Origin of the sequence: Kitasatospora sp. NPDC048540 (genome assembly GCF_040651175.1) — a bacterium.
GTDB lineage: Bacteria > Actinomycetota > Actinomycetes > Streptomycetales > Streptomycetaceae > Kitasatospora.
This window is the reverse complement of sequence record NZ_JBEZIR010000009.1, coordinates 1-20,377: the sequence shown is the minus strand read 5'-3', so window position 1 is coordinate 20,377 and position 20,377 is coordinate 1. Positions and strand designations below refer to the sequence as shown.

The window sequence follows — 20,377 nt, the reverse complement described above, 5'->3', positions numbered from 1 at the left end:
CTGCCGGATATATTCCACCGCGCCGGTGGCGCCATTCGGTGACGGAGGGATCAGTTCGAGCGGCCGTCCCGAGCGGCCGCCTTCGCGGGGACGGTCAGGCGGTCGGCTTCGCCGGTGGCGGCCTCCCGGGCACCGGCTTCTGCGCCCGGTCTCCGGTGGCCGTCAGGGACGACCACCGGCGGCGCGGTCCGGGATCGGCTGCTCAGCCCTGCACGGCGAGGACGAGCGGCAGCACCGCGTCGGCCCCGGCCTGGCGCAGCAACCGTGCGGCCACGGTGACCGTCCAGCCGGAGTCCACCGAATCGTCGACCAGCAGCACCGGGCCGGGCGTGGCCGCCAGCGCGGACCGCAGGTCGGGCGGTACCACCAGGGCGCCGGAGAGCGAGTGCAGACGTTGCGCGCTGTTGCTGCGCGGGCCGTGCGGCGGCTGTCCGTGGGCGTACTCGAGCCGGCCCAGGAGTGGCAGACGCCCGACCGCGGCCAGTCGTTCGCCGAGAGTCCCGATCAGGGCCGGACGGGTGGCCGAGGGGATCGTCACCACCCCGACCGGGCGGGCCGGCCGGGAACCGTCGTCCGAGGCCGGACCGGCCCAGCCGCCGGGCCCGCGGGCCCAGTCCGCCAGCACGCTGACCATCGCGTCCAACACGTCGGCGGGCACCGGTCCGTCCGGGGCCTGGTCGCCGAGCAGCGCGCGCAGCCGGTTGCCCCAGCCGATGTCGGAGAGCCGGCCGAGCGCCCGGCCGGTCTCGGCCTGCTCGCCCGCCGGGATCCGGCCCTTCAGGGAGACCCCGATGGCCTCCATACCGGTCGGCCACAGCCGCCGGGGTTCGAACAGGACCCCGGGGCGGCCGAGCGCGGCCCGGGCCGCGGCGAGCGACTCCTCGGACACCTCGGGGCCGTACCGCAGGCCCGCGCAGTTGTCGCAGCGGCCGCACGGCGCGGCCTCCGGGTCGTCCAGCTGGCGCCGCAGGAACTCCATCCGGCAGCCGGAGGTCGTCGCATACTCGCGCATCGCGCCCTGCTCGGCCGTTCGGGACTCGGCCACCTTGGCGTAGCGCGCGGCGTCGTACGCCCACGGCTGCCCGGTCGAGGTCCAGCCGCCGCGCACCCGGCGCACCGCACCGTCCACGTCCAGCACCTTGAGCATGGTCTCCAACCGGGCCCGGCGCAGATCCACCCGCGGTTCGAGCGCCGCCGTGGACAGCGGTCGGCCGGCCTCGGCGAGCGCGTCGAGGGTGCGCCGGACCTGCTCCTCGGGCGGGAAGCCGAGCGAGGCGAAGTAGCGCCAGATCGCCTCGTCCTCGCGGCCGGGCAGCAGAAGCACCTCGGCCCGGTCGACTCCGCGGCCTGCCCGGCCGACCTGCTGGTAGTAGGCGATGGGGGAGCCGGGCGAGCCGAGATGCACCACGAAGCCGAGGTCGGGCTTGTCGAAGCCCATCCCGAGTGCGGAGGTGGCGACCAGGGCCTTGACCCGGTTCGCCAGCAGGTCGGCCTCGGCGCTGCGGCGGTCGGCGTCCTCGGTGCGGCCGGAGTACGACGCCACCGGGTAGCCGCGCTCGCTGAGGAAGGCGGTGACCTCCTCCGCGGCGGCCACCGTGAGGGTGTAGATGATGCCGGAGCCGGGCAGCTCCGCCAGGTGTTCGGCGAGCCAGGCCAGCCGGTGCGCGGGATCGGGCAGGGTCAGGACGGCGAGACTCAGGCTCTCCCGGTCGAGCGGGCCCCGCAGCACCAGGGCCCGCTCGTCGGAGCCGCCGGTGCCGAGCTGCTCGGCGACGTCGGCGGTGACCCGGGCGTTGGCGGTGGCGGTGGTGGCGAGAACCGGGACGCCCGGCGGCAGCTCCGCCAGCATCGTCCGCAGGCGTCGGTAGTCGGGTCGGAAGTCATGGCCCCAGTCGGAGATGCAGTGCGCCTCGTCGACCACCAGCAGACCGGTGGAGGCGGCGAGCTTCGGCAGCACCTGGTCCCGGAAGTCGGGGTTGTTCAGCCGCTCGGGACTGACCAGCAGGACGTCGACGGCGCCCGTCGACACCTCGGCCTGGATGCCGTCCCACTCCTCGGGGTTGGCCGAGTTGATGGTGCGGGCGTGGATGCCGGCCCGGGCCGCGGACTCCACCTGGTTGCGCATCAGGGCGAGCAACGGGGAGACGATCACGGTGGGCCCGGACCCGCGGCCCCGGAGCAGGGCGGTCGCGATGAAGTACACCGCCGACTTGCCCCAGCCCGTGCGCTGGACCACCAGCGCCCGCCGGCCGTCGACCACCAAGGCCTCGATGGCGGCCCACTGGTCCTCACGGAGGGTGGCCGAGGGACCCGCCAGTTCGCGCAGGACCGCCTCGGCCCGGGTCCGGACGGCGGAACGGTCGACGGGCTCGGCGGGGTGGTGCGGTGTGGGCTGGTCCATGACTCCATCAATACCGCGTGTCGCGGACAAACAGCCAACGGCGCCCGGGTGGGCGGGCCCGGCCGCCACATCACCGGACCGTCCGGCGACCCGCTGATCGATCCGCTGGTCAGCCGCCGGTGGTGCGGTTCGGGGTGGGAAAGGCTGCTCCGAACGAGTGAGCAAATGCTGGACCCCCCGAGTTATCCACAGGAAAATCCGAACTTCGGGCAACCCGCCGGGCCTGCGCCACGCTTCTCACCATGAACGACGAACGCACCTCCACGCCCCCCGGTCCGCTGCCCGACCCCGTCCCGGGGCCGCTCCCGGGCCTCCGCTCCGACCCGCTGGCGGGCCAGCTCCCCGTCCGGATGCGGGGGCCGGCCGACATGGCCGAGATGCTTCCTTACCTGCTCGGGTTCTTCCCCGACGACAGCATCGTCGTTGTCGGCCTGCAAGGGCCCGAGCTGCAGCAGGGCGGGGTCATCCGGGTCGACATCCCCGACGAGCCGGCCGCCTGGCCGAGAGTTGCCGGCGACACCGCCCGGCTGCTCGTCGAACTCTCCGAGCGCCGCGACGAGCGGCCCGCGCAAGTCCTGGTGTACCTCTGCCGCGATCCGGACGCCGAGGTCGGCCCGGGGCGCGCAGTCCTCGCGGGCCTCGCACCGCTCGCGGCCGCACTGTCCGAGGCGTTCGAGCGGGAGGGCGTCGGCGTTAAGGAGTCGCTCTGCGTGTCCGCCGGGCGCTGGTGGTCCTTCCTGTGCACCGGGTCCGGCTGCTGCGACCCCGGAGGCACACCCATCCGTTCCAACCTCGGACCCGGTCCGCTCGCAGCTGCTGCCACCTTCGCCGGGCTCGCACCACGGGGCAGCCGGAAGGCGATCGTGGCGGGCCTCGCCCCGGTCGGCGACCCGGAGGCGGACGCGCTGCGCGAGGCGATCGAGCAGGCGGGCGCCCCCTTCATCCGCGAGCTCGCCGGGCCCGGTGGGCGGACCGAGGCCGTCGCACGGACGGCCGAACTGCTGGCCGGCGCCATCACCGAATTCCGGGCCGGAGCCCGGTCGATCGACGCCACGCGGGTCGCCCGGCTGCTGGTCGGCCTCCAGGACAAGCTCGGGCGCGACCGCGCGGCCGAGTACACCGAACCGGACGAACTCGTCGCCGCCCAGCGGCTGTGGCGCTTCCTCAGCCGACGCTGCGTGCCCCCGTTCGAGCACCTCGCCCCGCCGCCGATGACGCTGCTGGCCTGGACGGCCTGGCTCGCGGGCGACACGGCCACCGCCCGGATCGTGCTCTCCCGGGCCCTCGACATCGACCCGAAGTACACGCTCGCCCAACTGCTGCACGAATCGATCAACGGTGGACTGATGCCCGACAGACTCCTGGAGAGCGTCCGCCAGGAGCGGGCCGGCCGGGCCGTCCTGCCGGACCACCCCGGCGCGCTCGGCCCGCCGCCGCGCAGTCGCCGCGCCGAACCGCCCGACGGCCGGGCCGAACCGCCCGACGGCCGGGCCGAACCGCCTGGCCGCCGGGCCGAACCACCCAGCGGCCGCGGCGAACCGCCCAGCCATCCTGCCGAACCGGCCGGTGGCCGACCGGCCGAAGCCACGCCTCCGCCGCGCCATGAGACGCGCACCCACACGACATCCACCGGGCACAAGGCCACCCGGGGCCGCAGGGACGAAGCATCCGAGGGGCCGCCCTCGGATCCCGCCCAGCCCTCGACCCCCTCCACCTACACGGCCGACGGCCGGACCGCCGAGCGCGGCGCAGAGGTGACCGGTGACGAGTGGGCCGGAGGCGGCCGGGCCGCCGCGACCGGAGCCGTTCCCCGCAGACGCCCAGCTCGCCGCCGCAGGCTGCGCCTTCCGGTACAACGCCGCCCGCAGGACCGCCCGGCGGAGGCCTGAGATGGCCGCCCTGCGTCGCGGGCCACGCGGTGCGGTGTCGGCCCGATCGGCACCGACCCGGTCCCTGCCGGCCCGATCCCAGCCGGCCCGGGCGGTTCCGCTAGAGCTCCCCGCGTGCCATCCGGATCAGCCGGTCGAGTACGGCGCCGCCGCTGACCCGAAGCCCGTCGTGCTCCCACTCGTTGGTCACCCAGGTACGGACGTTGCGCACGGCGCGCGCCGTCGCCAGCGAGTCTGCCGCGTCGACGTACATGTCGTCCTGGTAGACGGCCGCGTACACCGGCACCTCGTTCGCGGCCAGCTTGTCCAGGTCGTACAGGTCGGGCCAGTCGGTCCGATCGGCCAGCAGGTGCGCGGTCTCCCGAAGCGGTCGCAGCGCGGGGTCGGTCTCGAACAGCCAGGGGTAGATCATCTCCCCGGTGAACAGCACCGGCTGCTCGGAGGCCAGCGCCTGCTCCGCGTCGAACTCGGGGAACTCCTTGCGCACTCGCTCCGCCGCCCACCCGGTGCAGCCGCCGTCCACCGATCGCTGACCGTAGATCGACTCGTGCATCACGGCGTACAGCGGTCCGGAGGCGAAGGACAGTTGCGCCTGCACCCCGGCCATGAAGGTGTCGGACAGTTCCGGCCCATCCACGCCCTCCACCCAGGCCTCCTCCAGCAGGTAGTGCAGCGTGCCCGAGCCGGACCCGCCGCCGAGCAGCATGCCCAGCCCCTGGAACGCCTGGACGGTGAGCATCCCGCCGTCCGGCAGGGGAGCGGGCCGTCCTGCGAGGTGGGCGGCGATCCGCCGGACCGCTTCGACATCTCCCGGGTAACGGCGGTAGTGCGCCGCGTTCTTGTCCGCCACCCGCGGGTAGGCCGTGCGGTACACGTCATCGGCGGAGGTGCGCAGGCCGGCCAGACCACCGGTCACGAACGCCTCGCGTACGCCTTCCGGCGCCTGCGACAGGTAGGTGAGTGTGCAGAAGCCGCCGTAACTCTGCCCGAGCAGGCTCCACTTGGTGTCCTCGCCCAGCAGCAGGCGCCGGATCCGTTCGGCGTCGCGGACGATCGAGTCGGCACGGAAATGCGTGAGGTACTCCGCCTGCTGCTGCGCGTCGCCGCGGCCGGCCAGCGTCTGGCGGTTGGCCGGGGTCGACCGGCCGGTGCCCCGCTGGTCGAGCAACAGCACGCGGTAGCCGTCCAGGGCCCGGCCCAGCCAGCCGTCCCGGCCGAGCGGCCGTCCGGCCTTCCCGCCGGGCCCGCCCTGGAGGAAGAGCAGCCAGGGCAGATCCTCGTCCTCGCGTCCGGCGGCCACCACCTCGCGGGCGTACACCTCGATCCGCTCACCCTCCGGGCGCCGGTGGTCGAGCGGCACACGGAACACGTGGTCGGTGGTGACGATTCCGGGCAGCCGGCTGGTGGTGGACATGCAACTCCTCGGTCCGTGCTGGTCACAGGCGTGGTACGGCAGCTCCGGCCGGGGTCTCCGTTGCGGGCGCCGCTGCTCCCGCACCGTATCCTGACGACGCACACGGACAGTCGTTGCAGGGCCATCGCCCGAAGCGGCCCGGCATCGCCGGGTGTCCACCCACGGCGGTACCGGCGATCCGGCGGCGCCCGGGGCGGGACGAGTGCACGGGCACGGGGGCGCCGGACCGGCGTGACCTGGGGCAGGTGCGGTGCGTTCACCCTGCGGGACGCAGCGGGGGCCGACCGCGCTCCCGGGCGGTCGCCACGACGGTCCGACGGCGGCCACCTCGGGGCCGGTACGGAGCGGCCGCTCGAGATTCCGCCGCACGGACCGTACCGCGGGATGTACTCTCCGGGACGGCCCCGGCCCGGTCGGGCGGGCAGCCGCCGGATCGTCCGGCAGGACGGCAGGGCAGAACCGATCGTGGGCGAACCCGCTCCCGGTCGACGGACAGCGGGAACCGACAGACCGGTCGAGCAAGGGGAGGAGAGCCCGGTGACCACCATGAGGCCAGCGCAGACGGGGCCGCAGGCCGAGCCGGGCACGGGAGAACCGGCCGCGCCGGTCGCGACGGCGCAGCCCGCGCAGTCGAGCCCCCCACCCTCGGCGCCGTCGGGCCCGTCACCCGCGATGCCGATCCCTCCCGCCCCGATCACGACCGAGCTGCCGCACCCCTACCCGCCGGCACCGATGCGGCGGCCGACGGCACCGCCATCAATGACACCGCCACCGATGGCACCGCCGACGGCAGCACCGATCGCGCCGCCGCCCGCCGGCCCGCCGATGCGCGCTCCTCAGCCCGGAGCGGCGCAACCGGGTGCTGCTCCGGGAGGTCATGCCGGTCCGCTGGGCGGTCCGCCCCCCGGATCGGTCCGGACCGGGCCCGGAGCCCCTGGTGCGGGTGCCGTCCCGCGCCAGTCGGCACCGCCGCCCAGGCCGCAGCAGGTGACTGCCCACGACGCCGTGCTGTGCGTCAACGCGCCGGCCATGGCCGCGTCCCACCCGGACGGCCAGCTCCGTGGCCACGGCCTGCACGGATTCTTCCGGGCAGGGGTGCGCACACTTGCCCGGATGGAGGTCAGGCTCGGCGGTATCGAGCCCATGCCGCTCCAGGGTGCCCTCACCTCCGCAGCGGTGGCGCGCTTCGTCGGGGCCGTCCGTCTTCCCGGTGACCCCGACCCGGATCCGGGACTGACCGTCGAGCGGGTGCGCCACGCGGACGGGGTCGAGACCATAACGGTCCGCAACACCGGAGCCCGGCCCGCCCGGCTCCCGTTGGAGATCGCGCTCGGGACCGACCTCGGCCTGCTCACCGACATCGCGGCAGGCCGGCGCTCCGCCGACCTGCCCGGACAGGTGCAGTCCGCCGGGCTGCGCTGGACGGGCCACGGCCGGAGTGCGACGGTCTCCGCCCAGCCCTCGCCGCACGCCGTACTCGCGGGAGCTGGAGTGCTGCGCTGGGATCTCGAAGTGCAGGCCGGCGCCCGCTGGTCGGTCGAGCTGCGGGCCGAACTGGAGTCCGCCCCTGCAGCGGTACGGCCGCCGACCGGTCGCGGCGCCGGGATCGCGCTCCCGTGGGCCGAACCGGAGGTCCGCACCGATGACCCCCGGGCGGCGCAGCTCATCGGCCGCTCGCTGGACACCCTCGGTGGACTGCTCATCGCCGACGCGGACCGGCCCACCGACCTCTACGCGGCGTCCGGGGCGCCATGGCGGTTCGGGCTGACCGCCTCCGACGCGCTCTGGGCGGCCCGCCTCACCCTGCCGCTCGGCACCCGTCTCGCCGCCGGCACCCTCCGTGCCCTGGCGCGGCGCCAGCATCTCGCTGCAGGCCCGGGTGCGCCCATAACCCCCGGCGGGGCATCCGCTTCGGCTCCCGCTTCGGCTCCGGCCGCCGCCCGGCCGGGGGCGTCCGCCGCCGGGTCGACGCCGTCCGCCGGCGGCTCCGACGGCACGCCGCTTCCCGCCCCGGCGGAGTCGGGCCCGGCCGGCCGGCCGGACGGGCTGATCCCCGGGCCGCTCAGACACGCGGGTCCCGAGCTGCCGCCGTCCTGCACCGCCACCGAGGCCACCCTCCTGTTCGTCACGCTGCTGGCCGAGGCCTGGCGGTGGGGGCTGGCGCGCCAGGAGGTGGCCGACCTGCTTCCCGCCGCCGAGCGTGCGCTCGGTGCGCTCCGCGGTTCGCTCGGTGACGGTACCGAGGGGCCCGAGGGCTTCGTCATCGACCTCGGCCGCACCGCGGAGGACCGACTGGCCCGACCGGCGGCCGCCAGGTGCGAGGTGCAGGCACTGGCTCACAGGGCGGCCCTGCACGGTGCGGATCTGCTCGCGGCATTCGGCCGTCCGGGCGCCGACGAATGGCGGGCCTGGGCCGCCCGGCTGCGCGAGCGGTTCCGGGAGCAGTTCTGGATCGACGACCTGTCCGGTGGCCGCCCGGCCGCGGCCCTGCTGCCCGGAGGGCGTGCGGTGCCCGCCGTCGCGGCGTCCTTCGTCCACCTGCTCGACCTCGGCCTGGCCGGTGAGGGCGAGCTCCACGAAGGACTGCTCGACCGGGAGCAGACCCGGATCCTGGCCCAGCGGCTGGTCGCCCCGGAGCTGGACGCCGGCTGGGGCCTGCGGACGCTCAGCGCCAAGTCACCGCGGTTCAACCCCCTGGGCCACCGCAGCGGGGCGGTTCGCGTCCACGAGACCGCACTGGCGGTCTCAGGGCTGTCCGAAGCGGGCTTCGAACGGGAGGCCGGGCAGTTGCTGGAAGGGTTGCTGGACGCGGCCCGGTACTTCGAGGGGCGACTGCCCGAGATGTACGCGGGCGAGCAACGGGTCGCCGACTGCCCGCCGGTTCCGCACCCGGCGGCCTGCCGCCCGGCCGCGCTGTCGGCGGCTGCGGCCGTGCACCTGGTGCTCTCGCTGGCGGGGGTCCGGCCGGACGTCCCGGCGGGACGGGTGAAGGTCCGCCCGGCCAGTACCGCTCCGTTGGGAGAGCTCCAGCTCACGGGCCTGCGGGTGGCGGGTGAACCGTTCTCGGTCCGGGTCAGCCGGATCGGGGTGGCCGTGGTCGAGGAGGCGCCGGCCGAGCTCCAGCTCGGAGCAGGCTGACACAGGCACAGGGACCTTTCGCGGGATCGACGGCCATGGTCGACCGCGCCCTCAACAGCGGACTGCCCTCCACCGGCGGAGCCCCGCATCAGGGCCACGTCAGCAGCACCGGATCCACCCCGGCCCGAGCGCTGGGATCCCGGTTCCGGAGCGGTCGGGCGGACCGGACGGACACCTGTGCCGCACGGGCTCTGTGTTTATCGTCAAAGAGACGACTATCATCGTCGCCATGTCGCGTTATGACCCGTCGGCCTTCCCCCCGTTCGCAGTCACGGTCGACCTGGTGGTGCTGACGGTTCGCGAGCACGCGCTCTGCGCGCTGCTGGTGAAACGAGGTGAGGCACCCTTCCAGGGCTACTGGGCGCTGCCGGGCGGCTTCGTGCGCCCCGACGAGGGGCTGGCCGAGGCGGCCTCTCGTGAACTGGCCGAGGAGACCGGTCTCCGGGCGTCCTCCGCTCCCGGCCAGGCCGCCGCCGGCGCGCACCTGGAGCAGCTCGCGACCTACGGGCACCCGCAGCGCGACCCGCGGATGCGCGTGGTCAGCGTCGCCCACCTGGTGCTCGCCCCCGACCTGCCGACGCCGCGCCCCGGCGGCGACGCCAGCGGCGCGCGCTGGGCGCCGGTGGTCGAGCTCCTCGGTCAGACCCCGTCCGACGGTGTACCGCTGGCCTTCGACCACGGCCAGATCCTGGCCGACGGTGTCGAGCGGGCCCGCTCGAAGATCGAGTACTCCTCGCTGGCCACCGCCTTCTGCCCGCCCGAGTTCACCGTCGGCGAGCTCCGAAGGGTCTACGAGGCGGTGTGGGGCGTCACCCTCGACCCGCGGAACTTCCACCGGAAGGTCACCGGCACACCTGGCTTCCTGCTGCCGTCGGGCGGCACCACGACCCGTCAGGGCGGCCGCCCCGCGCAGCTCTTCACGGCGGGTAGTGCCACCGTCCTCAACCCGCCGATGCTGCGTCCGGAAGCCTGACCTCCCACTGGGGGACGGGTACCGTCGGCCGGGCTCACCACTGGTCCCCTGATCGGGTGAGCTGGGCGGCCACGCCGTCCGCGCGCCATCCGTAATGCCCGAATTCGGGTCAATCGCGTCCTAATGTGCTGGCGCAGGCACACAAGGGACACCCCCGTGCCTCGCAGACCCGGTCGGACGAGGACATGGGAGCGCGCATCGATGATCCAGACCACCGGCCTGACCAAGACGTACCGGCGCAGGCGTCCACCCGCGGTACTCGACCTCACCTTCGACGCGCGGCCCGGCGTCGTCACCGCCCTGCTCGGCGCCGAGGGCGCGGGAAAGACCACCGCCGTCCGGTTGATGGTGGAGCTGGAGCGGGGGCTCGGGGTCACCCTCTTCGGTGGCCGCACGTACCGTTCGCTGCGCCGGCCCGAGCGCGAGGTGGGAGTGTTGCTCCCGACCGGGACAGCTGCCATGGGACACCCGGGACAACGGGCGTACTGCCACCTCCGGATGTTGGCCGCCTCGATCGGTGTCCCGGCACGGCGGGCGGACGAGCTGCTGGAACAGACCAGACTGGCCGGCGTCGCGGACCACCGCCTCAGGTCGTTCTCGCCCGGGATGAGCCGCCGGCTCGGGCTGGCCGCCGCACTGCTCGGCAGCCCCGGCACGCTGCTGCTGGACACCCCGACGGACGGCCTGTCCCCGCGCAGCGCGGAGTGGTTCCACTCCTTCGTCCGCTCCTTCGCGGTAGCCGGCGGGACGGTGTTGGTCACCACCCGGACGCCGGAGGAGGCGGCCGCGGTGGCCGACCGGGTGATCACGCTCGACCAGGGGCGGCTTGCATCCGACCAGCCTGCCGGCGAGTTCCGCCGGGCCCGGCTGCACCATGAGGTCTCCGTACGGGGCCCGCAGATGGCCCGCCTGGCCGACCTGCTGACCGGCCAGGGCGGGGAGGTCCGTCCGGACGGCACCACGGGCATCGCTGTGACCGGAATCGGCCGGACCGAGATCGGCGAGCTCGCCTACCGGCACGGCATCCTGCTGCACGAGCTCGCGGACCGCGTCGTCGATCGGCCGGCCCAGCACCTCGCCCTGCCCACCACCTCGGGCCGGTCGGGCCACGTCCAGCTCCAGGCCCAGCCGCAGGCACCCCACCAAGGGTCGTACCAGGGCGCCCACCCGAGTCCGCTCCACACCCCGCCCCAACCCCCGGCCCACACCCCGCACCAGGCGACGCACCAGGCCCACCACCCGGCGGCCCACCCGGACTCACCCTCGGACTCACCCCCGGCTCAGGCCGAGCCGCAGGCGCAGCCACAGCTGCAGTCCCAGAGCCGCGGCCCCGACCACCAGCGCGGCCGTCGGCATGCCCGGATCTCCGCCATCGACACGGACCCGCTGTCCACCGAGCACCTCATGGCGGACTGGCCGCAGACCCCCGAGCAGCGGGTTCCGGACGAGCAACGGGGATCGGCGGGAGAGCCGGCCCACCCAGAGCTGTTCCAACACACCGTCAGCGCGGCCCACTCCGTCGGCGCCGCTCATCCGATCGGCAGTGAGCACCACTCGCACCACTCGCACTACTCGGAGCACCAGCCCGACACCACAGTGACCCACCCGGCCCCCGGCCCCGACCACCTGAGCGAGTGACCGTGCGCGTACTGGCCTACGAGCTGCGCCGCCTGCGCAGCCTCCGCTCGACCTGGTTGATCGTGTCCGCCGTGGTGTGCTGCGACGTGGCGGCGGCGGTCGTCCTCACCCGGCAGTTGCCCGCCGGGCCGCTGTCGACGACCGAGGCGGTTCGGGCGGTCACCGCGCTGGTGCCGCTGCTTCCGCTGCCGTTCGCGGCACTCGGGGCCGGCGCGCTCGGCGCGCTCTCCTACCGGCACGAGGTCCGCTACCCGGGCCTTGCGGCCTCCCGGGTGACGCTGCTGCGGCGGCTGTGGCTGCTGGTGGGCAAGCTCGTGGTGCTCGCCCCGGTGGCGCTCGCGCTGGCGGTGCTGACCCTGACGCTGGACGCGCTGGCGGTGCGACTGGCGCTGCCGACGGGAGTGACGCTCGGGGTGTTCGACGACCCGGTGCTGCGGCCGGAGCTGTTCGTCGACGGGGCGCCGGTCGGCCCCGCCCGGTCGCTGGCGGCCTTCGTCCTGCTGGTCGTGGTGAGCGGTTGGGCCGGGCTGCTGTTCACCGCCGTGGTGCGCAGCGCGGTGGCGGGTCTGCTCGCGTTGCTGGCGGCGCCGGTACTGCTGGAGCCCGCCGCGGCGATGGCGCTGAGCCGGCTCGGCGACAGCTGGCCGCTCTGGGCGCAGGAGCTGATGCCGTTCCGGTTCAGCCTCGGCCGGTTCGGGCTCGGTTCGGGGCTGGGCTCCAGGCTGGGGCTCGCCTCCTCGGCCCGCCCCGGTCCGGTGGCCGGGCTGGCGCCGGCCGGGGTGGCCGAGCTGCTGGTGACCCTGGCCGTCCCGGGCGTGGTGCTGCTGCTGGGCTGTCTGCTCACGCAGTTGCGGCGCCGCGCGCTCTGAGCCGGCGGCGCCGGCGGGCCGCGGTCGGGTCGGTTCCGGCCCCGTACGGGTCGGGCCGACCGGGCCGGAGCCCGGCGGGCGCGGGCGGGTCCTGGACGTGGGAGCTTCGGACCACCCTTCACGCCGGTGACGGGCTGCCAGGAGCGGGGTCGGCTTCGCGTCGGAAATGAGAGGTTCTGCCTGATAAGAAGTCAATTATCCGGTCACGGGCGATCACCCTTTCGTGTGCTTTTCACGAGAATCCTCAAGGCGGACCCGCCGATCGCCGACAAAAGACGTGTGAGTACCCTTGCGCACCCCACCATGACCGCAGCCCGCCCGGCCGACGCGATCGGCACCGGCGAGTTGGACCGCTTCCCGTACGCAGATCGCCCCACCCCGCCCGCCCCGCGCTGGGAGGGCGCCGAGTCCGACCTCTCGCGGGTCGGCCGCAAGACCACCAGCAGCCGCGGCCGCGGTCTGCACGGCCAGCTGGTCCAGCAGCTCGGCCAGATGATCGTCTCCGGTGACCTCGGTGCCGACCGGCCGCTGGTGCCGGAGGAGATCGGCCAGCGTTTCGAGGTCTCCCGCACCGTGGTGCGTGAGTCTCTGCGGGTGCTGGAGGCGAAGGGCCTGGTCAGCGCCCGGCCCAACGTCGGCACCCGGGTCCGCCCGGTCGGTGACTGGAACCTGCTGGACCCCGACATCATCGAGTGGCGCGCCTTCGGCCCGCAGCGCGACGAGCAGCGCCGCGAGCTGTTCGAGCTGCGCTGGGCGATCGAGCCGCTGGCGGCCCGGCTCGCCGCCGGTCACGGCCGGGAGGACGTCCAGCACCGGCTGGTGGAGCTGACCGAGATCATGAGCCACGCCGGTGCCCAGGGCGACGTGGTCAGCTACGCCCGGGCCGACGCCGAGCTGCACGGCCTGATTCTGCAGATGGCCGGGAACCGGATGCTGGAGCACCTGTCCGGCATCGTCGGCTGCGCCCTCCAGGTCTCCGGCGGCCCGGCCACCACCTGCGACCGGCCCTCGGACCCGTCGCTCAGCCTGCACGTCCGCCTGGTCGACGCGCTCGGCGCCGGGGACGGCACGGCGGCCGAGGCGGCCATCCGCGCGCTGCTCACCGTGCACCCGGCGGAGGTCGAGCCCTCCGTCCCGGCGCCCCGCGAGCACTGACCGGGGGGTGGAACCCCGACCGGAGGCGGCTCCAGGCCCTTCAGCAGCCCGCCCAGGGCGGCCGGAGGGCCATCGCCGCAGTTCCAGGGCTCGGCGGGCCGCCTCTCGGACCCCGGACCCGAACAGCACCCCGGTCCTCGGCCGTCCGCCCCGCGCCGACCGGCCCCGCCCCGCCTCACCCCGCTGCACCGGCACCCCCGGCACCCCGGCCCGGTGCCCGACCCCTCGAACGGCGCCCCGAACGCCGCCCCGGGTAGCACCCCGAACGCCGCCTCGGACGGCACCCCAGCGACGCCCGAGCAGCGTTCCGAGGGCGGGTGGCATCACAGGTACCTCACGGACAGCACGCGATTCGGACACGTTGCAGGAACGTCACGCCCGCCCCGCTTCCCACTCCGCCCCTGCCCGCCGGCGCCCGGTCCACCTCCGCTCCACCCCCGCGCCGGCCCCGCGGGCCGAGCGGTCGGCGCAGGCGCCGCAGGGCCTGCGGCCGCGGTCGGCGCCTCGGGCACGCGGATCCGGCCGGCGGCCGGAGGGAATCCTCCGCAGCCGGTGAAGCTCCCCCGAACGGCCACCCGAACAGCCCCCGGCGAGCCGCCGCGCCGCGATGTGACGGGCGCCACGAAGAGCATGCGTAACACTTGAGGAGCGGCAGCGATGTGTACGGAGCGGAAGCAGCTCCGGAACAACACAGGCATGTCAGAATGCTGTGTTGGTCTGCGGCGCTGCTGCCGTCCTAAAGACCCAGTCCACGTCCCCACCCCCGAGTCGGTCCGAACCGTCACCGCGCGCTGTCGTGCGGGACGGGACCCCGCCGCCCCGGGCAGCCGGGCCGGGGTTCGAGTCCACTCATCGTCCGAGAGGTTGTTCGTGTCGGCCAGCACATCCCGTTCGCTCCCCCCCGAGATTGCCGAGTCCGCGGCTCTGCTCGCGCTCATCGAGCGGGGCAAGGCCCAGGGGCAGATCGCCGGTGACGACGTGCGCCATGCGTTCGAGGCGGACCAGATCCCGGTCACCAAGTGGAAGAACGTCATGCGCAGCCTCAACCAGGTGCTGATTGAGGAGGGGGTGGATCTGATGGTCAGCGCCGCCGAGCCGGCCGGCGCCAAGCGCAAGAGCGTTGCGGCCAAGAGCACCACCAAGCGCACCGCCACCAAGGCGGTCACCACGCGCACGCCGTCCGCCCCCACCAAGCCCCCGGTCCGGATCGCCCCCGCGGCGACCCCGTCCGCCGCGGCCGTCGCCGCTGCGGTGGCCGCCGAGGTCACCGTCGTCGAGACGGTCACCGAGATCGGTGCCACCGCGAAGAAGGCCGTGGCCGCGCCCGCCAAGAAGGCCGTGGCGAAGAAGGCCACCGCGCCCGCCAAGAAGACCGCCGCCAAGAAGACCACCACGGCCAAGGCCGCGGGCAAGGGTGGTGACGAGGAGCTCGCCGGAGACGAGGAGCTGCTGGTCGAGGACGCCGCCCTGCCGGCCGACAAGGCCGAGGCCGAGCCGGAGGAGGAGTCGGAGGGCTTCGTCCTCTCCGACGACGACGAGGACGACGCGCCGGCCCAGCAGGTCGCCGTCGCCGGTGCCACCGCCGACCCGGTCAAGGACTACCTCAAGCAGATCGGCAAGGTCCCCCTGCTCAACGCCGAGCAGGAGGTCGAGCTCGCCAAGCGCATCGAGGCCGGCCTGTTCGCCGAGGACAAGCTGTCCGCCGCCGACAAGCTGGCGCCGAAGCTCAAGCGCGAGCTGGAGATCATCGCCGAGGACGGCCGCCGCGCCAAGAACCACCTGCTGGAGGCCAACCTCCGCCTGGTGGTCTCGCTGGCCAAGCGCTACACCGGCCGCGGCATGCTGTTCCTGGACCTGATCCAGGAGGGCAACCTCGGTCTGATCCGTGCGGTCGAGAAGTTCGACTACACCAAGGGCTACAAGTTCTCGACCTACGCGACCTGGTGGATCCGCCAGGCGATCACCCGGGCCATGGCCGACCAGGCCCGCACCATCCGCATCCCGGTGCACATGGTCGAGGTCATCAACAAGCTCGCCCGCGTGCAGCGCCAGATGCTCCAGGATCTGGGCCGCGAGCCCACCCCGGAGGAGCTGGCCAAGGAACTCGACATGACCCCCGAGAAGGTCATCGAGGTCCAGAAGTACGGCCGCGAGCCGATCTCGCTGCACACGCCGCTCGGCGAGGACGGCGACAGCGAGTTCGGTGACCTGATCGAGGACTCCGAGGCGGTCGTCCCGGCCGACGCGGTCTCCTTCACCCTGCTTCAGGAGCAGCTGCACTCGGTGCTCGACACGCTCAGCGAGCGCGAGGCCGGCGTGGTCTCGATGCGCTTCGGCCTGACGGACGGTCAGCCGAAGACGCTGGACGAGATCGGCAAGGTGTACGGGGTCACCCGTGAGCGCATCCGCCAGATCGAGTCGAAGACCATGTCGAAGCTGCGCCACCCGTCGCGGTCCCAGGTGCTGCGCGACTACCTGGACTGATCACGGACGTACGGCTTCGCGGCCGTACGGCTCCATGGCTTCACGGCCTCACGGCTTCGCCCGAGGAGCCCGGCACGTTTCCCCGCGAGGGGGCGTGCCGGGCTCCTCGGCGTTTCGCCGGTCGGCGTCCGTGTGCTGCATGCGGGGGCCACGCCCATGTGCCGCGGTCCGTGATCACTCGTCCGGGTGGCCTGCCGAGAGTCTCGGGCACGCGGCGTATCCGGGCGACTACGCTGTGCCGGTTGGCTGCTGTCGAACCACCTTTGGGAGACCCGGTGTTGCCCAGCTCGGACGCCCGCCCACCCCGACTCTCACCGGTCGCCCCCGGCCGCGCCCGTTCGCGCAGAGCGGTCGCCATGCTCGCACTGGCCGCGTTGCCGGCGCCGCTGCTGACGCTCGGGGAGGCCGCGCCCGCCGCCGCCCAGCGCCGGATCGTCGGCGGGTGGAGCACCACGACCAGGGACCACCCGTGGATGGTGGCGCTGTCCAGCCGGGAGCAGTTCGGCAGTGCGCGCTCCGGGCAGTTCTGCGGTGGCGCGCTGGTCTCGCCGACCAAGGTGGTGACGGCGGCGCACTGCTTCTTCAACGAGAGCACCGGCCGCCGGACCGACCGGCCCGGCCTGCGGGTGATCATCGGCCGGGACGACCTGAACAGCCGGGACGGCCGCGAGGTTGCCGTCCGGGAGGTGTGGGTGGACCAGGGCTACAGCTTCGCCACCAACGAGCGGGACATCGCGGTGGTCACGCTCGCCGAGCCGCAGGCCGGCCGTGAGTCGCTGCAGGTCGTCGGCCAGGGCGAGAGCGAGCCGTACCGTGCCGGTACCGCGGCGCAGGTCTACGGCTGGGGTGACACCACCGGCGGCGGTCGGTACTCCCCGACGCTGCGCGAGGTCGAGGTGCCGCTGATCGCGGACACGGACTGCTCCCACGCGTACCCGCCCGGTGGCGACAGCCCTTTCGACGCCCGGACGATGGTGTGCGCGGCCGCCCCGAAGGGAGGCCGGGACGCCTGCCAGGGTGACAGCGGCGGCCCGCTGCTGGTCGCGGGCCGACTGGTCGGACTGGTCTCCTGGGGGACGGGCTGCGCGGAGGCGGCCCACCCGGGGGTCTACACCCGGATCGCCGCGGTGGCCGACGACATGCGCACCGTGCTCGACCGGTGACGGAGTGCCACGGCGCGGGCCGTCCGCCCGTCGCCGACGCGGGCCGGCGCCGGATCGCCCCGGGCCGAACGACATGCGCCGAGTGCCATGTGGCGAGGGCCACTCGACGCGGTGTCAGCGCGTGAGCGGCCCGTCACCCGTGGTGCCCGAAGAAACGCCGGAGCCGGTGGACAGGCTCTGCAGCCTGTCCACCGGCTCATCGACCTGGTCGGTCGAATCAGCTCGCCGGGGCGAGCGCCTGGGTCAGCGCTCGTCGTTGTCGGCCGTGGCAGGCGTCGCGGTCAGCCGGCCGCTCTCGTCCTGTATTTCCACGGCAATCTTCTTGAGCTCGGGCTCGAACTTCCGCCCGTGGTGGGCGCAGAAGAGCAGCTCTCCGCCGCTCGCGAGGACAACGCGCAGGTAGGCCTGGGCGCCGCAGCGGTCACAGCGGTCTGCCGCGGTGAGCGGGCTCGCAGGGGTCAGAACAGTAGTCACGTCGCCTCTTCTCTAGCTCGACGAGCTGTCGTACCAGGGTCAACATCCAACCAGGTCGATTTCGTTCCCGCTCGTGGCTTTTCTCGGTTCGAGGATTCTGCAGTTGTTGTTGATGAGGACGTGCCCCGGGCTTCGGTGGTTCATGCGTACCGAATCCGGTGACCCGTCGGTGGCCTCGAACGTCCTAGCGAAGCGATGTCCGGGTTCCGCGTAGCATAATCCTCTGCTGGGTTGGAGCATAAGCCCCGTCCCAGGCCCCGATAGCCTGCATCCCAGCAGCTCCGCCGCCTGCTCCCGGTCCCACGCCCCGCCAGGAACCGTGGTGTCAGGTGGAGATGGCACCCTGGAGCCCACGACTCCGACGAAGGTCTTGTTCGCGCAGCGCGTACAAGCCGGACGGAGCCGGGAGGCCGGTGTCTCAGTTGCTGAGAGAGCGGGGCGCCCCCCAGGGCGGCCGCCCCGCCCGGCCAGCCGAGTCAGAACGTCATTGAGGAGTGCAGCGAGTGAGTGCTGAAACGTCCGTGCCGTCCGCTCTGGTCGCCGGGGAGGACGGCTCCAACTACACCGCTCGGCATCTGCTCGTCCTGGAGGGCCTGGAGGCCGTCCGCAAGCGGCCCGGCATGTACATCGGTTCGACCGACAGCCGCGGTCTGATGCACTGCCTCTGGGAGATCATCGACAACTCCGTCGACGAGGCCCTCGGCGGCTACTGCGACAAGATCGAGGTGCTGCTCCACGGTGACGGCTCGGTCGAGGTGCGTGACAACGGCCGTGGCATCCCGGTCGACGTCGAGCCCAAGACCGGCCTGTCCGGGGTCGAGGTCGTGATGACCAAGCTGCACGCCGGCGGCAAGTTCGGCGGTGGCTCCTACGCCGCCTCCGGCGGACTGCACGGCGTCGGCGCCTCCGTGGTCAACGCGCTGTCCGCCCGGCTCGACGTGGAGGTGGACCGCAGCGGCCACACCCACGCGATCAGCTTCCGCCGCGGCACCCCCGGCCTGTTCACCGAACTCAGCCCGGACGCCCCCTTCGAGGCGCGCAACGGCCTCACCAAGAAGGGCAAGGCCCCGCGCGGCCGGACCGGCACCCGGATCCGCTACTGGGCCGACCGGCAGATCTTCCTGCGCGACGCCAAGCTCTCGCTGGAGAGCCTGCACAGCCGCGCCCGGCAGACCGCCTTCCTGGTGCCCGGCCTCACCATCATCGTCCGTGACGAACGGCTGACGGAGAGCGAGAAGGTCGAGGAGGCGACCTTCCGCTTCGACGGCGGCATCGGCGAGTTCTGCGAGTTCCTCGCCCCCGACAAGCCGGTCTGCGACGTCCTGCGGCTCCAGGGCGAGGGCACCTTCAAGGAGACCGTCCCGGTCCTGGACGAGCTCGGCCACATGACCCCGACCGAGGTCACCCGCACCCTGGGGGTCGATATCGCGCTGCGCTGGGGCGCCGGCTACGACACCACCCTGCGCTCCTTCGTCAACATCATCGCCACCCCCAAGGGCGGCACCCACGTCACCGGCTTCGAGCGTTCGCTCGCCAAGACCGTCAACGAGGTGCTGCGCAGCGCCAAGCTGCTGCGGGTCGCCGAGGACGACATCACCAAGGACGACGCGCTCGAAGGGCTCACCGCGGTGGTCACCGTGCGCCTCGCGGAGCCGCAGTTCGAGGGGCAGACCAAGGAGGTGCTCGGCACCTCCGCCGCCAACCGGATCGTCGCCGCGGTCATCGCCAAGGAGCTCAAGGCCTTCCTCGCCTCCAGCAAGAAGGACGAGAAGGTTCAGGCCCGCGCCGTGATGGAGAAGATCGTCGCGGCCGCCCGCACCCGGGTCGCAGCCCGTCAGCACAAGGAGGCGCAGCGTCGCAAGACCGCGCTGGAGACCAGCTCGCTGCCGGCCAAGCTGGCCGACTGCCGCAGCGACGACGTCGACCGCAGCGAACTGTTCATCGTGGAGGGTGACTCCGCGCTCGGCACCGCCAAGCTGGCCCGCAACTCCGAGTTCCAGGCGCTGCTGCCGATCCGCGGCAAGATCCTCAACGTGCAGAAGGCCTCGGTGGCCGACATGCTCAAGAACGCCGAGTGCGCCTCGATCATCCAGGTGATAGGAGCCGGCTCCGGCCGGTCCTTCGACATCGACCAGGCCCGCTACGGCAAGGTCATCTTCATGGCCGACGCCGACGTCGACGGCTCGCACATCCGCTGCCTGCTGCTGACGCTGTTCCAGCGCTACATGCGCCCGATGGTGGAGAAGGGCCGGGTGTTCGCCGCGGTCCCGCCGCTGCACCGGATCGAACTCACCAACCCCAAGCGCGGCCAGGAGAAGTACCACTACACCTACTCCGACTCCGAGCTGCGCCGCACGTTGCTGGAGTTCCAGGGCAAGGGGCTGCGCTGGAAGGACCCGATCCAGCGCTACAAGGGCCTCGGCGAGATGGACGCCGACCAGCTGGCCGAGACCACCGTGGACCCGCGCCACCGCATCCTGCGCCGGATCAACCTCGGTGACCTGGAGGCCGCGGAGAAGGCCTTCGACCTGCTGATGGGCAACGACGTGGCGCCCCGCCGGGACTTCATCGTGAACTCGGCCGCCACCTTGGACCGCTCCCGCATCGACGCCTGACCGGTCCGGCCGACCGGTCCGGCCGGCCCGGCCCCGCCGTACGGCGCAGGGGCTCTCCACCCGCGGGTCCCCGTCACGGCCACCGCACTCGTCGCGCTCGTACTGCTGGGCGTCCGCGACCGGGCGCTGACACTGGGACAGGTGCAACGCGTGCTCGCGCCCGT

12 protein-coding genes are annotated in these 20,377 nt (G+C 73.5%); 9 read left to right on the top strand and 3 right to left on the bottom strand.

Annotated elements, in window-relative coordinates; genetic code table 11:
* Positions 1-202: 202 nt before the first annotated feature.
* A complete protein-coding gene (locus tag AB0D08_RS06200; RefSeq protein ID WP_359886426.1) occupies positions 203-2,401 on the bottom strand; it encodes a DEAD/DEAH box helicase in 2,199 nt (732 codons plus the stop codon).
* Between the two features lie 242 nt (positions 2,402-2,643).
* Here AB0D08_RS06200 and AB0D08_RS06195 point away from each other — a divergent pair, with 242 nt between their 5' ends.
* Positions 2,644-4,290: a DUF4192 family protein gene (locus tag AB0D08_RS06195; RefSeq protein ID WP_359886423.1), complete on the top strand. Its 1,647-nt coding sequence runs from the start codon at positions 2,644-2,646 to the stop codon at positions 4,288-4,290.
* A 100-nt stretch (positions 4,291-4,390) separates the two neighbouring features.
* Here AB0D08_RS06195 and AB0D08_RS06190 read toward each other — a convergent pair whose 3' ends face one another.
* Positions 4,391-5,704 carry an alpha/beta fold hydrolase gene (locus AB0D08_RS06190; protein ID WP_359886422.1) on the bottom strand — a complete coding sequence of 438 codons (1,314 nt, stop codon included), beginning with the start codon at positions 5,702-5,704 and terminating at the stop codon, positions 4,391-4,393.
* A 1,029-nt stretch (positions 5,705-6,733) separates the two neighbouring features.
* On the opposite strand from AB0D08_RS06190, the gene AB0D08_RS06185 reads away from it, so the two are divergent.
* The 7 genes from AB0D08_RS06185 (at position 6,734) to AB0D08_RS06155 (ending at position 17,124) form a co-directional block, all read left to right on the top strand.
* Positions 6,734-8,842 (top strand): glycogen debranching N-terminal domain-containing protein, encoded by a 2,109-nt coding sequence (locus tag AB0D08_RS06185; RefSeq protein ID WP_359886495.1) that lies wholly within the window; start codon positions 6,734-6,736, stop codon positions 8,840-8,842.
* 229 nt (positions 8,843-9,071) lie between these two features.
* Positions 9,072-9,815, top strand: a complete 744-nt coding sequence (locus AB0D08_RS06180) for an NUDIX domain-containing protein (protein ID WP_033822455.1) — start codon at positions 9,072-9,074, stop codon at positions 9,813-9,815.
* A gap of 201 nt (positions 9,816-10,016) precedes the next feature.
* Positions 10,017-11,453 carry an ATP-binding cassette domain-containing protein gene (locus tag AB0D08_RS06175; protein WP_359886419.1) on the top strand — a complete coding sequence of 479 codons (1,437 nt, stop codon included), beginning with the start codon at positions 10,017-10,019 and terminating at the stop codon, positions 11,451-11,453.
* Positions 11,450-12,322 carry a hypothetical protein gene (locus AB0D08_RS06170; protein WP_359886416.1) on the top strand — a complete coding sequence of 291 codons (873 nt, stop codon included), beginning with the start codon at positions 11,450-11,452 and terminating at the stop codon, positions 12,320-12,322. The genes AB0D08_RS06175 and AB0D08_RS06170 overlap by 4 nt, the downstream gene beginning before the upstream one ends.
* A gap of 279 nt (positions 12,323-12,601) precedes the next feature.
* Positions 12,602-13,477, top strand: a complete 876-nt coding sequence (locus AB0D08_RS06165; protein WP_082526807.1) for a FadR/GntR family transcriptional regulator — start codon at positions 12,602-12,604, stop codon at positions 13,475-13,477.
* An 864-nt stretch (positions 13,478-14,341) separates the two neighbouring features.
* Positions 14,342-15,961: an RNA polymerase sigma factor gene (locus AB0D08_RS06160; RefSeq protein ID WP_359886413.1), complete on the top strand. Its 1,620-nt coding sequence runs from the start codon at positions 14,342-14,344 to the stop codon at positions 15,959-15,961.
* 356 nt (positions 15,962-16,317) lie between these two features.
* Positions 16,318-17,124 carry a serine protease gene (locus AB0D08_RS06155; protein ID WP_359886411.1) on the top strand — a complete coding sequence of 269 codons (807 nt, stop codon included), beginning with the start codon at positions 16,318-16,320 and terminating at the stop codon, positions 17,122-17,124.
* Positions 17,125-17,367: 243 nt separating this feature from the next.
* Here AB0D08_RS06155 and AB0D08_RS06150 read toward each other — a convergent pair whose 3' ends face one another.
* Positions 17,368-17,598, bottom strand: coding sequence for a hypothetical protein (locus AB0D08_RS06150; RefSeq protein WP_033822459.1), 231 nt, complete (start codon positions 17,596-17,598; stop codon positions 17,368-17,370).
* A 503-nt stretch (positions 17,599-18,101) separates the two neighbouring features.
* Between AB0D08_RS06150 and AB0D08_RS06145 the strand changes: the two genes are divergently transcribed.
* The gene (locus AB0D08_RS06145) at positions 18,102-20,213 is read left to right on the top strand and encodes a DNA topoisomerase IV subunit B (RefSeq protein WP_033822460.1); all 2,112 of its coding nucleotides are present in this window, start codon (positions 18,102-18,104) and stop codon (positions 20,211-20,213) included.
* Positions 20,214-20,377 lie beyond the last annotated feature (164 nt).